General features: G+C 74.3%; 15 protein-coding genes. 11 read left to right on the top strand and 4 right to left on the bottom strand.

The window, feature by feature from the left end:
* Position 1: 1 nt before the first annotated feature.
* From SM573_RS29525 to SM573_RS29510, 4 genes are all read left to right on the top strand, one after another.
* Positions 2 to 451, top strand: a complete 450-nt coding sequence (locus SM573_RS29525) for a phage holin family protein (protein WP_474614611.1) — start codon at positions 2 to 4, stop codon at positions 449 to 451.
* Positions 448 to 1098, top strand: coding sequence for a DUF3618 domain-containing protein (locus tag SM573_RS29520; protein ID WP_474617538.1), 651 nt, complete (start codon positions 448 to 450; stop codon positions 1096 to 1098). The genes SM573_RS29525 and SM573_RS29520 overlap by 4 nt, the downstream gene beginning before the upstream one ends.
* Positions 1099 to 1283: 185 nt before the next feature.
* The gene (locus SM573_RS29515) at positions 1284 to 1919 is read left to right on the top strand and encodes an SRPBCC family protein (protein WP_474617537.1); all 636 of its coding nucleotides are present in this window, start codon (positions 1284 to 1286) and stop codon (positions 1917 to 1919) included.
* The gene (locus SM573_RS29510; RefSeq protein WP_474614608.1) at positions 1916 to 3091 is read left to right on the top strand and encodes a zinc-dependent alcohol dehydrogenase; all 1176 of its coding nucleotides are present in this window, start codon (positions 1916 to 1918) and stop codon (positions 3089 to 3091) included. The genes SM573_RS29515 and SM573_RS29510 overlap by 4 nt, the downstream gene beginning before the upstream one ends.
* A 16-nt stretch (positions 3092 to 3107) precedes the next feature.
* Here SM573_RS29510 and SM573_RS29505 read toward each other — a convergent pair whose 3' ends face one another.
* Positions 3108 to 4355: a cytochrome P450 gene (locus SM573_RS29505; protein WP_474617536.1), complete on the bottom strand. Its 1248-nt coding sequence runs from the start codon at positions 4353 to 4355 to the stop codon at positions 3108 to 3110.
* A gap of 351 nt (positions 4356 to 4706) precedes the next feature.
* On the opposite strand from SM573_RS29505, the gene SM573_RS29500 reads away from it, so the two are divergent.
* Entirely contained in the window at positions 4707 to 5141 is a 435-nt protein-coding gene (locus tag SM573_RS29500) for a hypothetical protein (RefSeq protein ID WP_474617535.1), read from the top strand.
* A gap of 19 nt (positions 5142 to 5160) precedes the next feature.
* Here SM573_RS29500 and SM573_RS29495 read toward each other — a convergent pair whose 3' ends face one another.
* Positions 5161 to 5379, bottom strand: a complete 219-nt coding sequence (locus tag SM573_RS29495; protein ID WP_474614605.1) for a DUF397 domain-containing protein — start codon at positions 5377 to 5379, stop codon at positions 5161 to 5163.
* Positions 5380 to 5447: 68 nt separating this feature from the next.
* Between SM573_RS29495 and pepN the strand changes: the two genes are divergently transcribed.
* Positions 5448 to 7964, top strand: a complete 2517-nt coding sequence (pepN, locus tag SM573_RS29490) for an aminopeptidase N (RefSeq protein WP_474617534.1) — start codon at positions 5448 to 5450, stop codon at positions 7962 to 7964.
* 127 nt (positions 7965 to 8091) lie between these two features.
* On the opposite strand, the gene SM573_RS29485 is transcribed toward pepN, so the two are convergent.
* Positions 8092 to 9297 (bottom strand): FAD-dependent monooxygenase, encoded by a 1206-nt coding sequence (locus tag SM573_RS29485; RefSeq protein ID WP_474617533.1) that lies wholly within the window; start codon positions 9295 to 9297, stop codon positions 8092 to 8094.
* 161 nt (positions 9298 to 9458) lie between these two features.
* Entirely contained in the window at positions 9459 to 10106 is a 648-nt protein-coding gene (locus SM573_RS29480; protein ID WP_474617532.1) for a PadR family transcriptional regulator, read from the bottom strand.
* Between the two features lie 164 nt (positions 10107 to 10270).
* Between SM573_RS29480 and nadD the strand changes: the two genes are divergently transcribed.
* The 5 genes from nadD (at position 10271) to SM573_RS29455 (ending at position 13878) form a co-directional block, all read left to right on the top strand.
* Positions 10271 to 10867, top strand: a complete 597-nt coding sequence (nadD, locus tag SM573_RS29475) for a nicotinate-nucleotide adenylyltransferase (protein WP_474614601.1) — start codon at positions 10271 to 10273, stop codon at positions 10865 to 10867.
* 110 nt (positions 10868 to 10977) lie between these two features.
* Entirely contained in the window at positions 10978 to 11388 is a 411-nt protein-coding gene (rsfS, locus tag SM573_RS29470; RefSeq protein ID WP_474614600.1) for a ribosome silencing factor, read from the top strand.
* Complete coding sequence (locus SM573_RS29465) at positions 11385 to 12014, top strand: histidine phosphatase family protein (protein WP_474617531.1); 630 nt, start codon at positions 11385 to 11387, stop codon at positions 12012 to 12014. The genes rsfS and SM573_RS29465 overlap by 4 nt, the downstream gene beginning before the upstream one ends.
* Before the next feature lie 60 nt (positions 12015 to 12074).
* Positions 12075 to 12947, top strand: coding sequence for a DegV family protein (locus SM573_RS29460; RefSeq protein ID WP_474614598.1), 873 nt, complete (start codon positions 12075 to 12077; stop codon positions 12945 to 12947).
* 163 nt (positions 12948 to 13110) lie between these two features.
* Complete coding sequence (locus SM573_RS29455) at positions 13111 to 13878, top strand: SDR family NAD(P)-dependent oxidoreductase (RefSeq protein ID WP_474617530.1); 768 nt, start codon at positions 13111 to 13113, stop codon at positions 13876 to 13878.
* The last annotated feature ends 17 nt before the right edge of the window (positions 13879 to 13895 follow it).

Here is a 13895-nt window from a genome sequence, read left to right as displayed (position 1 = left end):
CATGACGATGCCGACGCAGGCGCCGGGGCCGGACGCCGGTACCGCGCAGACCGCGGACGAGGTCCGGGGCAGCTCCATCGGCGAGCTGATGCGCCAGGTCACCACCGACCTGTCCACGCTGATGCGGCAGGAGGTGGAGCTGGCCAAGGCCGAGATCCGCCAGGAGGGCCGCAAGGCGGGCAAGGCCGCCGGGCTCTTCGGCGGCGCGGGCTTCGGCGGCTACATGGTCGCCCTCTTCCTCTCGCTCGCGCTCTGGGCCGGCCTGTCCAACGTGATGGACGCCGGCTGGGCGGGGCTGATCGTGGCCGTCATCTGGGCCGCGATCGCCGCGCTCCTCTACTCGATGGCGAAGCAGCACGCCCGGCGCGTCCGCGGTCTCCCGCGGACCAGCGACAGCGTGCAGCGGATCCCCGAGGCCCTCAAGCCCCGTCCGGAGGGAGTCACCCGATGAGCACCGATCCCGACCAGATCCGCCGGGAGATCGAAGCCACCCGCAACAACCTGAGCTCCGATGTGGACGCGCTGGCGTACAAGGTCAGCCCGGGCCGCATCATCGACGATCGCAAGCAGCGGGTCCGTACCGCGATGCAGAAGGTGAGGGACAGCGTCATGGGAACCGCGTCGGATCTCGGCCACAGCACCGGCCACGCCGCGCACTCGGTGGGCGACCGCGCCGCGTCGGCCGCGTCCGCGGTGGGGGACGCCGCGCAGTCGGCCGCCTCGACGGTGGGCCACGCCGCGCAGCGCGCGCCGCACGCCGTCCGGCGTACGTCGGAGGGGAATCCCCTCGCCGCCGGCCTCATCGCCTTCGGTGTCGGCTGGCTGGCCTCCTCGCTGATCCCCGCGACCCGCCGTGAGCAGCACGTCGCCACCCAGGTCCGGGAGAAGGTCAGCGAGCACAGCGGGGCGGTCACCGGGAAGCTGACCGAGGTCGCGAGCGAGCTGAAGGAGGAGCTGCGGGAGCCCGTCCAGCACGCCACCCAGTCGGTCAGGGAGACCGCGCAGGAGGCCGTGTCGACGGTCAAGGAGGACAGCCGGTCCGCCGCCCACGACGTGCGGGAGCAGGCGCAGCAGGCCCGCCAGAACGTCGCCTCCTGACCACCGGTCGCACGCCGCAGCTCGCGGCCACTCTCGCTGACGGGGCAGTGGCCGCGAGCTGCCGTGTGCGCCCGACGCCCGCCACCACAGTCCCGGTGCCGCGTGGTCGTTTCGACCGGTCGCTGCCGGGTAGCGCTGCCGGTACGGGCGTTCCGTCCCCGAGGACGCCCGGTCGAGGAGGCGTGATGACCAGCAGGGCGACGAGATGGGCACTGCTCGGCGCCGGCGTGGTGACCGTGGTCGGTGCGGGCCGGGTGGTGGCCCTGCGACGACAGCGGCACCAGCCGGAGCGACAGGACGGCTGGTACGTGGTGCGGCGCGGGATCACCGTGGACCGGCCGCGGGAGGCGGTGATCGGCTTCTGGACCGACCGGGAGCGGTTGGACCGGGCGCTGGCCGAGTGGGCGACCCTGGAGCGGCTCGACGGCGACCGGTGGCGGTGCGTGGCGAGGGACGCGGCCGGTGGTGCCGAGTGGCGGGCCGAGATCACGGTCGAGGGGCCGGGGGTGCTGCGGTGGCGGGTCACCGACGGCCCCGTCCCGCAGGAGGGGCGGGTGGAGCTCGTCGATGCCCCGCAGGACCGGGGCACCGAGATCCGCGCCGAGCTGCGCTACCGCTCCGGGCCGGTGCGCCGGGCGTTCGGCCTGGCCGCCGGGGACGAGCCGGACCTCCGGCTGCGGGACACCCTGCGCCGCGTGAAGTCCCTGATCGAGTGCGGCCAGGTGATCGAGACGCGGCGGGATCCGTCCGCGCGCAGTGAGCGGCAGGAGCGGGCCACCGACAAGGTGCGCGAGAAGCTGACGACGGGAGGCCGGGCATGAGGGCCCTGTGCTGGGAGGGCGTCGGCAAGCTGGCCGTACGCGACGTGCCCGAGCCCCGGATCCGCGCGGAGGGCGACATCATCGTGCGGGTGGGGGCGAGCAGCGTCTGCGGCTCCGACCTGCACCTGATCAACGGCTACCTGCCGGCGATGCGGGAGGGCGACGTCCTCGGCCACGAGTTCATGGGCGAGGTGGTGGAGACCGGCCCCGGTGTGCGGCGGCTGCGTGTCGGCGACCGCGTGGTGGTGGGCTCGGTGGTCGCCTGCGGCGGCTGCTGGTACTGCCGCACCGAGCAGTACTCACTCTGCGACAACTCCAACCCGCAGCCGGTCTTCACCGAGAAGCTGTGGGGGCACTCGCCGGCGGGCATCCTCGGCTACTCGCACGCCGCCGGTGGCTACGCCGGCAGTCACGCCGAGTACATCCGGGTGCCCTTCGGGGACGTGGGCGCGTTCCCGGTGCCGGACGGGGTGGCCGACGACGCGGTGGTCTTCGCCTCCGACGCCATGCCCACCGGCTGGATGGCCGCCGACTTCTGCGGCCTGAAGGGCGGCGAGGTGGTCGCCGTCTGGGGCGCCGGCGGGGTGGGCCAGATGGCGGCGCGCAGCGCCCAGATCCTGGGCGCCGAGCGAGTGATCGTCATCGACCGGCTCCCGGAGCGGCTCGCCACCGCGGCGGCGCGGCTCGGCGTGGAGACCATCGACTACGCCCGCACCGACGTGCTCGACGCGCTGCGGGAGATGACCGCCGGGCGGGGCCCGGACGCCTGCATCGAGGCCGTCGGCATGGAGTCGCACGACGTCGGGCCGAGCTACGCGTACGACCGCGTGAAGCAGGCGGCCCGGTTGCAGACCGACCGGCTGACCTCGGTCCGCCAGGCGATCATGGCGTGCCGCAAGGGCGGCACGGTGAGCATCGTCGGCGTCTACGCGGGCCTGGTCGACAAGTTCCCGCTCGGCGCGGCGATGAACAAGGCACTGGTGCTGCGGATGGGGCAGATGCACGCCCAGCGCTACATCCCGATGCTGCTGGACCGGATCGCCACCGGCGAGATCGACCCCGGTTACCTGGCGACCCACCCGCTACCGCTGGAGGAGGGGGTGCGCGGGTACGAGATGTTCGAGAAGAAGCGGGACGGCTGCCTGCGCGCGGTGCTGCACCCGCACGGGTGAGCCCGACCGGCCGGCGTCAGGCGGTGCGGCGGACGTTCGTCATGACGAAGCCGCTCGACGGCAGCGTCGGCATCCGCCGCAGGCTCACCGCGAGGTCCTGCGGCGGGACGTCGTACCGCATGGCGCCGGTCAGGTTGGCGACCGCCCGCCTCATCAGCTCGATGGTGAGCCACTCGCCCGCGCAGCGGTGCCCGGTGGTGTGCTCACCGCCGCCCTGCGGGACCAGGGCGAACGGGTCCGGCTCGCGGCCCGCGAAGCGTTCCGGGCGGAACCGCTCCGGCTCCGGCCAGACCTCGGGGTCGTGGTTGGTGCCGTACAGGTCGAGCAGCACCCGGCGGCCGCGCGGGAAGTGGTAGCCCCGCCAGTCGAACGATCGCCGTACCCGCGCGGCGGCGGCCGGGAAGAACGGGTAGTAGCGGCGCACCTCCTGGACGAACAGGCCGGCGGCCCCCTCGTCCTCCCGCACCCGCTGCCGCCACGTCGGGTGGTCGTGCAGCGCGAGCGCCGCGAAGACGATGAACCGGTCGACGGCCAGGGTCGGCCGCAGCACGTTGAGCAGTTCCACCGCGGCGATGCGCCGGGGCAGCGGCCGGCCCCGCTCGTCGCGGTGCTCGGCGATCACCCGCAGCGGGCTCCCTGCGGGCGCCGGCAGCGCCCCGGCCCGGGTGCGGTCGACGAGCTCGGCCAGCCAGTGCTCCCCCCGGCGCCGGGCCAGCCGCCCCTTCCAGTGCCGCGGGCCGATCGCGGCGCCGCTCTCGATCATCGAGTGCAGGTCGGCGGTACGCCGGTCGACCTGGGTCGTGGCCAGGGGCACCCCCGCCCACGCGCAGACCGCCCGGGTCAGCATCGGGCCCAGCTCGCGGTAGAGCACGACGGGCCCGGCCCCCTCCCAGACCGGGATGCGGGCCCGCCACTCGTCGTCGAAGAGCTGGCCCAGGTGCCGGATCGCGGTCGGCGTCATGAGCGACATCAGCATCGCCTTGCGGTCGCGGTGCGCCGCGTCGTCGAGGCCCTGCACCCCGCCGCGCCCGGTCAGCGTCCGCTGCACCCGCATCGGCATGGCGCCCGCCCGTTCGAACCGCTCCGGGTCGTAGAAGAGCTCCGCGGCGTCCCGCCCGCGCAGGCAGATGGTCCGCCGGAGCAGCAGCCGGGTCTGGACGACGTCGCTGCCCTGGCGGTCGCAGCGCGTACCGATGAACCGGTAGCCGTGGCGGAGCAGCGCGAGGCTGCTCTCCGGGCTGCGGTCGGCCGGGATGCTCGCCATCGGGCCTCCTCGGGTGGCGGCGGGTGCCGATCTCCTCGGCCGAGTGGCGTCTACCCAGGTCCGGGGCCGCTGAATCCCGCCGGTGGGGATCTCCCGGTGGCCCGGCGCCGGGCCGCCCGGACGGCCGATGACGGGGCGGCCGGTGCGGGAGGGGGCCAGCCCCGACGGGCGCCGGAGGGCGGATGACGGGTGGCCGGCGGGGGAGGGGGCCAGCGGATCACGACATCCGCTGGCCCCTCCCCGGAGCGCGGAAACCTGGTTGGCTGCGACGAGAACGGCCCGACCGCTGGGCGTCGACCCGGATGGGCGGGTGGGCGCGGCGGGGTCGGCGGTGTGATGGCGGGAGGCGAAATGCGGGCGAACGACTCGTCCCGGTGGCGACGGTGGCCCACCATCGGCGTGGCCGGTGCCGGACCGGGCGGCAGACCCGGAGCCGGGCCGTTCCGCCCCGCGCCGGGCGTGGCGGAGGCGCCGCTGTTCGCGCCGCCACGGCGGACCGCGCCGCCGCCGCGCTTCTTCACCGTGCACCTGGGCTTCACCGCGGCCGGCCTCGAGCTGGCCCGCGAGCTGGCCGTGGGCTATGCCGAGGCGCTCAGTCTGCTCCGGCCCGAGCTGGCGCTCGGCGCCGCCGCCCTCTCGCCCGCCGACGCCTGGCATCGGGCCGAGCGCCTCTTCTGCGGCGCGGTGGGCCCCGACGGCGAGCAGTGCGCGGACGTCGCCGGCCACCCGGGCTTCCACCACGCCCCCGGCCCGGGCGGCCTCGGCTGGGGCGACGGTGACGCGTGACCGCCCGGCGTGGGCGGCGTCAGTCCAGGTCGAACTCGCCGTCCTGCGCGCCCGCGACGAAGGCGTCCCACTCGGCCTGCGTGAACACCAGCACCGGCCCGTCCGGTTCGGCGGAGTTGCGCATGCCGATCAGGTCGTCGACGAACGCGACCTCCACGGCGCTGTCGGAGGCGTCACCCTCGGCCCGCTGCCAGACCGCGCGGGACAGGTCGAAATCGCCCTTGGGGTGCTGCGCCATGGTCAATCCTCCAGTGCACACGTCGCTGGGGGGAACACGTGCGGATCCCCATCGGGCAGGATAAGCGGATGTCCAGCCTGAGCCGTGTAGAGGCGACCGCGCGTGGCGCGGCGATCACCGTCGAGTCCTACGAGGTGGACCTCGACCTGACCGGCGGGGGAGACCGGTTCCGGTCCCACGTGACGATCCGGTTCCGGGCCACCCCCGGCGCCGAGACGTTCGCCGAGGTCAAGCCCGCGAAGCTGCTGACCGTACGCCTCAACGACGGCGACCTCGACCCCGCCGCGTTGACCGACAACCGTCTGCCGTTGGCCGGGCTGCGCGAGCGGAACACGCTCACGGTCGAGGCGGAGATGGCGTACTCGAACACCGGCGAGGGCATGCACCGCTTCGTCGACCCGGCCGACGGCGAGACGTACCTCTACGCCATGTCGTTCCTCGACGACGTGCAACGTATCTTCGCCGCCTTCGACCAGCCCGACCTGAAGGCGCCGGTCACCCTGACCGTCACGGCGCCACCGGAGTGGACGGTCGCGGCGAACGGGCAGCTCGCGGCCACGCCGCGGCCCGGGCGCTGGGAGTTCGCGCCGACCGCGCCGCTGGCCACGTACTTCTTCTCGGTGATCGCCGGGCCGTACCACGTCCGCCGCGACGAGCACGACGGCATCCCGCTGGCCGTCTACTGCCGGCGCTCCCTCGCCGAGCACCTCGACGCGGACATCGAGGAGATCTTCACCGTCACCCGGCAGTGCCTCGACCGGTTCCACCAGCTCTTCGCCGAGCGCTACCCGTTCGGCAAGTACGACCAGGCGTTCGTGCCGGAGTTCAACGCCGGCGCCATGGAGAATCCGGGCCTGGTCACGCTCCGCGACGACTACGTGTTCCGCTCGGCCGTGACCGACAGCCAGCGGGAGTTGCGGGCCACCACGATCGCCCACGAGATGGCGCACATGTGGTTCGGCGACCTCGTCACCATGCGCTGGTGGGACGACCTGTGGCTGAACGAGTCCTTCGCCGAGTACCTCGGCACCCGGGTGACCGCGGAGGCGACCAGGTTCGACGGCGCCTGGACGACGTTCGCGCTGCGCCGCAAGGCGTGGGGGTACGCGGCGGACCAGCGCCCCTCGACCCACCCGGTCGCCCCGGAGGAGATCGTCGACGCCGCGCAGGGCCTGCTCAACTTCGACGGCATCTCGTACGCCAAGGGCGCCAGCGTGCTGCGGCAGCTGGTCGCGTGGCTCGGCGACGACGCCTTCCTGGCCGGGCTGAACGCGCATTTCGCGGCGCACCGGTTCGGCAACGCCACCCTGGCCGACCTGCTCGCCAGCCTCTCGGCGGCCAGCGGCCGCGACCTGACCGGGTGGGCGGAGCGCTGGCTGCGGGAGGCGCAGGTCAACACCCTGCGCGCCGAGGTCGCCGTCGACGCGGACGGGAGCTACGCCGAGGTCGCCGTGGTGCAGACCGCCCCCGAGTCGCACCCGGTGCTCCGTCCACACCGGATCGGTGTCGGCCGGTACGCCGCCGACGGCACGGTCGACCGGATCGAGGTGGACCTCGACCCGGATGTCGACGGGGGCCGCACCGTGCTCCACGAGCTGACCGGGGTGCCGGCCGCCCGGCTGCTGCTGCTCAACGACGGCGACCTCACCTTCGCCAAGGTGCGCCTCGACCCGGCCTCGGCCGAGGCGGTGCCGCAGGTCCTGCCCGGCCTGACCGACCCGCTGGCGCGGGCACTGCTGTGGCGGGAGGCGCTGGACGCGGCGACCGACGGGGAGCGGCCGGTGGGCGGGCTGGTATCCCTCATCGCCACGACGCTCCCGGCGGAGACCGAGGTGATCGTCACCGAGGACGTGCTGACGCTGAGCCGGTCGCTGGTCGACCGCTACCTCGACCCGGCCGGCCGCGAGACCGCGCTCGCCCAGATCGCCGAGGCCTGCGCCACGGTGCTGCGCGGCGCGCCGCACGGCGGCTCGTTGCAGCTCGCCGCCGCGCGCGGGCTGATCGCCAGCACCACCGACGCCGACCTGCTGACCGGCTGGCTCGCCGGCCGAGACGTGCCGTCGGGCCTGGCCGTCGACGCGGAGCTGCGCTGGGCGGTGCTCCGTCGCCTCGTGGTGCTCGGCGCGGCGGGCGAGCCGGAGATCGCCGCGGAGGCGGCGGCCGACCGCAGCGCCGTGGGCGAGCAGCAGGCCGCGCGATGCCGCGCCGCGCTTCCCGACGCCGAGGCCAAGCGCGCGGCCTGGGAGATCATCGTGTCCAGCACGGAGCTGTCCAACCGGCTGGTCGAGGCGACCGCGGAGGGGTTCTGGCAGCCCGAGCAGGCCGAGCTGACGGCCGCGTACGTGGACCGGTACTTCGCCGAGATGCCGGGCGCCGCGCGGCTGCGTACACCCTGGACGGCCGATCGGGTGGCCGGGCTGGCCTTCCCCCGCTACGCCGTGGCGCAACCCACCCGGGAGGCGGCCGCGGCCCTGCTGGCCCGCGACGACCTGACGCCGGGCCTGCGCCGGGTGGTCACCGACGCCGACGACGACCTGCGTCGCGCGCTGGTCGCCCGCACCGCCATCGCCGCCACGGTGGCGTGAGGCCGTGGGGCGGCCCGGGGCTCGCGTTGCGCGCCCGGGGCCGCCCCACGACGCGCGCCGGCACACATGGGCGCCCGGACGTACGCGCCCGGTGCCGGGCGCGCACCCCGCCCAGTGCGCCGCCGCCTCAGCGTGCCGCCGGTCCGGCGGTCACCGGGGCGTCCCAGTCGATGACGTAGCGCTGCTCGTGCCCCATCGTCCGCTCCGGGTTCATGGCGATCCGCATGAGCAACGGCATGAGCAGCGGCATCAGGGTGCGGCCCACCGGGCCCGGCGCCTTGGCGTGGTTGATCCGCGCCGCACGGGCGGCGACTCCCTCGACCCGGTCGCGCCGGAGCCGCTCGTAGGCGGCGAACGCCGACGCCGGGTCGGGCAGGTCCCGCAGGCAGCGGGCAAGCTGCACGGCGCTCTCGATCGCCAGCGACGCGCCCTGTCCCGAGCTGTTCGACGGCGCGTGCGCCGCGTCGCCGACCAGCACCATCCGGCCGCGGTGCCAGTGCGGCACCGGCGGCATGATCAGCAGTGAGCCCACCACCTGGAGACCGGCGGGGTCGCTGCTGCGCATGAGCTGCGCTCCGGGGTCGTCGTCGCCGTACGTGGCACGCAACGTGCGCAGCCACTCCTCGGCGGGCACCGCGCGCGCCTCGGTGAGCGTCATCGGCCGTTGCTGGGGCAGGTTCGCACCCCACCGGGTGCCGCCACCCGGCTCCGGCCAGTAGAGGTAGTAGGCGCGCCGGCCGAACGCGAACGTCATCGTGCCCGGCTCGACGGGCACCTCGTGGCGGGCCACCGCCTCGAAACCGAGCAGGCCGGTGTGGCGGGGGCCGGGCGCGGCCGGGTCGATGAGCCCGCGGACCGTCGAGCGGACCCCGTCCGCGCCGACGAGGACGTCGGCCGTGGCGGTGCTGCCGTCGGCGAAGACGGCGGTGACGGCAGCACTGTCCTCGCGGACGTCGACCAGCCGCTTGCCGTGCTCGATCGCCACCCCCTCGGCGCGGGCGCGGTCCTGCAGCACGCGGTAGAGCGCGGGGCGGTGCACCACTTGCAGAGGAGGCACGTCGGCCAGCGCCGGCAGGGCGATCCGTTTGCGGCCGACGGCCATCACGGTGCGGTGGATCGGGGTCGCGATCGCGGTCACGGCGCGGTCCGCGCCGACGACCCGCAACGCGGCGACGCCGTTGGGCGCGAGCGCGAGCGTGCCGCCGATCCCGTCGGCGGTGCTCGGGTACGCCTCGTAGACGGTGGCCGCGATGCCGGCGCGGCGCAGCGCCAGCGCGGTCACCGGGCCGGCGATTCCGCCGCCGATGACGATGGCCGTCCTGACTGTGGTCATGGTTCTCTCCCTGTGGTCGATGCGCGTGCGGTGGCACCGACCTGGGAGGGAGCCCGGCTATCCTCGTGATTGCCGCTTCGGGGCCGAGCACCTTCCCAGGTGCGGTACCGAGGTAAGGGCTCCGGCGCGGTGTTGGCGCACCGCGCCGGAGCCGTCCGTCGTCAGTGCGTGTCGCCGCCCCTCTCGGCGAGATCGGTCAGCTCGGGCGGCAGTTCGCCGGTCTCGTGGAAGGCCCGCCACTGGTCGAGCCCCGGGTAGGTGCCGGCGGTGAACTCCGCGAGCAGCCCGCGCACCCAGGCGGCCTCGGCCTCCCGGATGGCCAGGTCGTACTCCGACTCCACCAGGAACAGCCGCGGGATCTGTCGCAGGTGGGCGGTGAGGGCCTCCCGCCCGGCCCGGATCCCGTCCTCCAGCAGCGCCAAGCGCCGGCGTAGCAGCTCCGTGGCCTCGTCGGGGTGCAGGACGGCCAGGACGCTGAGCCCGGCGCGGAAGCGGGGATGCTCCGGCTCCGGGGTGGACACCAGCTCGCGGGCCCAGTCGATCAGCTCGGCCCGCCCCGCGTCGGTGATCCGGTAGACGGTCCGTTCCGGGCGTCGGCCGGCCCGGACGCTCTCCACGGCCGTGATCAGACCGTGCCGGTCCATGTTGCGGATCACCGTGTAGAACGACCCCCACTTGATCTCCATGTCCTGGTCCTTGCCCCAGGAGCGCAGGGTGTTGGCGATCTCGTACGGGTGCATGGGCCGCTGCGCGAGGGCGGAGAGCACGGCCAGGGCCAGCAGATTGCCGACCTTGCGCTGTTTCGCCATCGCACACCCCTCGGTTGCTCGGAGGCGATTACTCGCATACGAGTATACGGGCACGAGCAACGGCCCGGAAGAGCACGACGTACGGCGTCTGCGGGGGCGTGACGTGGTGCGTTCCACGTCACCGTCGGCGGTGACCGCGCCGGCGTCCGGCCTACGATCACGGAGTGGAGGAAGATATCCGGCGGATCGGGATCATGGGTGGCACCTTCGACCCGATCCACCACGGCCACCTCGTGGCGGCCAGTGAGGTGGCGGACCGGTTCGGGCTCGACGAGGTCGTCTTCGTGCCGACCGGGCAGCCGTGGCAGAAGGCCGACGTGCCGGTGAGCCCGGCCGAGGACCGCTACCTGATGACGGTGATCGCCACCGCCTCCAACCCCCGCTTCCAGGTGAGCCGGGTGGACATCGACCGGGGCGGGCCGACGTACACCGTCGACACCCTGCGGGACCTGCACACCGAGTACGGCCCGAAGGTCCAGCTCTACTTCATCACCGGCGCGGACGCGCTGGAGAAGATCCTCTCCTGGAAGGACCTGGACGAGATCTTCGAGCTCGCCCACTTCATCGGGGTGACCCGGCCCGGCTTCGAGCTCACCGACAAGCACCTGCCCGCCGACACGGTGAGCCTCATCCAGGTGCCGGCGATGGCCATCTCCAGCACGGACTGCCGTGACCGGGTGGCCCGGGGAGAGCCGGTCTGGTACCTGGTGCCCGACGGTGTGGTGCAGTACATCGCCAAGCGCGGCCTCTATCAGCGCTGATCGTGACCGGTATGTCCCGCCCCGGGCGGGTTACCGACCAGAACTGACAAGTCGGGACGACGCGACGTGTGAGACGCTTGGAGGGTCGCACGGTTGATCGAAGGAGAACGGTGACAGTTTCCGAGCGCGCGTACGAGCTGGCGACCGCCGCGGCCCAGGCCGCCGCGGACAAGAAGGCACAGGACATCGTCATCATCGACGTCGGCGACCAGCTCGCCATCACCGACGCGTTCCTGCTCGCCGCGGCCCCGAACGAGCGTCAGGTGCTCGCCATCGTCGACGCCATCGAGGAGCGCCTGCTGGAGCTGCCCGAGAAGGCCAAGCCGGTGCGGCGCGAGGGTGAGCGCGGCGGGCGCTGGGTGCTGCTCGACTACGTCGACGTCGTGGTGCACGTCCAGCACACCGAGGAGCGGGAGTTCTACGCCCTCGACCGGCTCTGGAAGGACTGCCCCACCATCCCGTTCGTCGACCGTGACCTGGTCGACGCCGAGTCGGGCGCCGGCTCCGCCGCCGCCGAATGACCCGCCTGATCGTCTGGCGGCACGGCAACACCGACTGGAACGCCGCCAACCGGGTCCAGGGCCAGACGGACGTACCCCTGAACGACCTCGGCCGGGAGCAGGCCCGCGGCGCGGCGCCGCTGCTCGCGGCGCTGCGTCCGGACGTCATCGTGGCCAGCGACCTCAGCCGGGCCGCGGAGACGGCCGCCGCGCTGGCCGCCGTGACCGGGCTTCCGGTCCGCGAGGACGCCCGCCTGCGAGAGCGCCACTTCGGCGGCTGGCAGGGCCTCACCCTCAGCGAGGTTGCCGAGCGTTTCCCGGACGAGTACGCCCGCTGGCGTGCCGGTGACCCCGACCCGGGCGCCGGGATCGAGACCCTCGACGACCTCGGCAAGCGGGTGGGCTCGGCGTTCGCCGACGCCGCGGCGCTGGCGCCGGGCGGCACCGTCGTGGTGGCCACCCACGGCGGCGGCGCCCGCCAGGGGGTGGGCCACCTGCTCGGCTGGGACGCGGCCGTGCTGCGGGCCGTCGGCTCCCTCCAGAACTGCCACTGGACCGAACTGCGCCACGACGACGTGCGGGGTTGGCACCTGCGGGCGCACAACGTGGGTCTGGTCGTCGCCCCGGCCGTCGCCGACGCCGTCTGAGGCGGCTCCGCGACCGGCGCGGCCTCGTCGTGACGCCCGCCATGGGCTAGCGTGCCGGGCATGCCCGTCGCGGTCGTCACCGACTCCACCGCCTACCTTCCGCCCGAGTCGGTGCGCGCGCACCGGCTGACCGTGGTGCCGTTGACCGTCGTGCTCAACGGCGCGGAAGGACTGGAGGGGGTGGAGATCTCCCCGGCCGACGCGACCCGGGCGCTCAGCGGCAGGCGGGTGTCGGCGAGCACCTCCCGGCCCGCCCCGGAGCAGTTCGCCCAGACGTACCGCCGGTTGCTCGACGAGGGCGCGGACGGTGTCGTGTCGGTGCACCTGTCGGCGGAGCTCTCCGGCACCGTCGAGGCGGCGCAGTTGGCCGCCGAGGGGCTGGACGGTCGGGTCGCCGTGGTCGACAGCCGCTCCACCGGGCTCGGCCTCGGCTTCCCGGTGCTCGCGGCCGCTGCGGCCGCCGAGCGTGGCGCCGACCTCGCGGGGGTACGCCGTGCCGCGCTCGACGCCGTGGGCCGGACCACCATCTACTTCTACGTGGACACGCTGGAGTTCCTCCGCCGGGGTGGTCGGATCAACGCGGCCGAGGCGCTGCTGGGCACCGCCCTGTCGGTGAAGCCCATCATGCACATGCCGGACGGGGCGATCGTCCTGCGGGACAAGGTGCGTACCGGCAGCCGGGGCGTGGCCCGCCTCGTCGACCTGGCCGTCGAGGCGGCCGGTGACGCGGAGGTGGACCTGGGGGTGCACCACCTCGCCGCGCCGGAGCGGGCCGAGACGCTGCTCGACGCGTTGACCGGTCGGCTGGGCGACCGGGTCCGCGAGACGTACGTGTCGGAGGCGGGCGCCGTGGTGGCCGCTCACGCGGGGCCGGGCCTGGCCTGCGTCGTGGTGCACCGGCGGCCCGACCCGACGGCGGAGGAAACCGGCTGACGACCCCGGCCGGGACGCCGGTTCTTCCTTTCCGCCGTGGACGCTGTCGAGCTGCCCCAGATCTGGGACGGTGACGCCGGTGGATCGGCGTCGGGGACGGGACCACCGGGCACTCGACGCGGATCGACCCGGCCGGGGCCGGCATCGACGAGAGGAGTGACGAGTGTCGTACGTCGTGACCGGCGGCGGCCGGGGCGTGGGTCGGGCGGTGGTCGAGCGGCTGGTCGCCGCCGGTGACACGGTGGTGGTGATGGAGCGAGACGCCGGGGCACTCGACTGGCTGGCCGGGCATCCGGCCGAGGACCGGCTGGTGGGGCTGGTCGGCGACGCGGGCGACGAGACCGCCGCGGGGCGTGCCGCGGACCTCGCCGAGCGGGCGGGGCCGCTGACCGGGTGGGTCAACAACGCGGCGGTGTTCCGGGACGCTTCCGTGCACTCCGCACCGGTCGCCGAGGTCGCCGATCTGATCGCGGCCAACCTGCGGCCGGCTCTGGCCGGCGCCGCGACGGCGGTGCGCCGGTTCCTCGCCGCCGGCACCCACGGCGCGATCGTGAACGTCTCCTCCCACCAGGCCACCCGACCGGTGCCCGGCTGCCTGCCGTACGCGACGGCGAAAGCCGCGGTGGAGGGGCTGACCAGGGCGCTGGCCGTGGAGTACGGGCCGTGTGGCATCCGGACCAACGCGGTCGCGCTCGGGTCGATCGCCACCGAGCGGCACGCCGCCCTGATCGCCGGCCAGACGCCCGCCGGGGCGGCGCGGATCGACGCGGAACTCGCCCGTCTGCACCCCCTCGGCCGCATCGGCCGGGTCGACGAGGTGGCCGACGCGGTCGCCTGGTTGCTCTCCCCGGCCGCCGGTTTCGTCAACGGTGCGATCCTGCCGGTCGACGGGGGACGGGCGGCGCTGGGGCTGGACCCGGAGGCTCACTGACCTGCCCCGACAGCTGC

It is taken from the genome of Micromonospora xinjiangensis, from assembly GCF_056150165.1.
This window is presented reverse-complemented; position numbering and strand designations above follow the sequence as displayed.

Bases quoted from the DNA above. Each gene is read 5' to 3' on its own strand.
- SM573_RS29485 (WP_474617533.1), bottom strand. From the start codon at position 9,297: ATGACCACAGTCAGGACGGCCATCGTCATCGGCGGCGGAATCGCCGGC.
- SM573_RS29460 (WP_474614598.1), top strand. From the start codon at position 12,075: ATGCCCGTCGCGGTCGTCACCGACTCCACCGCCTACCTTCCGCCCGAG.
- SM573_RS29510 (WP_474614608.1), top strand. From the start codon at position 1,916: ATGAGGGCCCTGTGCTGGGAGGGCGTCGGCAAGCTGGCCGTACGCGAC.
- pepN (WP_474617534.1), top strand. From the start codon at position 5,448: ATGTCCAGCCTGAGCCGTGTAGAGGCGACCGCGCGTGGCGCGGCGATC.
- SM573_RS29515 (WP_474617537.1), top strand. From the start codon at position 1,284: ATGACCAGCAGGGCGACGAGATGGGCACTGCTCGGCGCCGGCGTGGTG.
- SM573_RS29505 (WP_474617536.1), bottom strand. From the start codon at position 4,355: ATGGCGAGCATCCCGGCCGACCGCAGCCCGGAGAGCAGCCTCGCGCTG.
- SM573_RS29480 (WP_474617532.1), bottom strand. From the start codon at position 10,106: ATGGCGAAACAGCGCAAGGTCGGCAATCTGCTGGCCCTGGCCGTGCTC.
- SM573_RS29520 (WP_474617538.1), top strand. From the start codon at position 448: ATGAGCACCGATCCCGACCAGATCCGCCGGGAGATCGAAGCCACCCGC.
- SM573_RS29525 (WP_474614611.1), top strand. From the start codon at position 2: ATGACGATGCCGACGCAGGCGCCGGGGCCGGACGCCGGTACCGCGCAG.
- SM573_RS29465 (WP_474617531.1), top strand. From the start codon at position 11,385: ATGACCCGCCTGATCGTCTGGCGGCACGGCAACACCGACTGGAACGCC.
- SM573_RS29495 (WP_474614605.1), bottom strand. From the start codon at position 5,379: ATGGCGCAGCACCCCAAGGGCGATTTCGACCTGTCCCGCGCGGTCTGG.
- SM573_RS29500 (WP_474617535.1), top strand. From the start codon at position 4,707: ATGCGGGCGAACGACTCGTCCCGGTGGCGACGGTGGCCCACCATCGGC.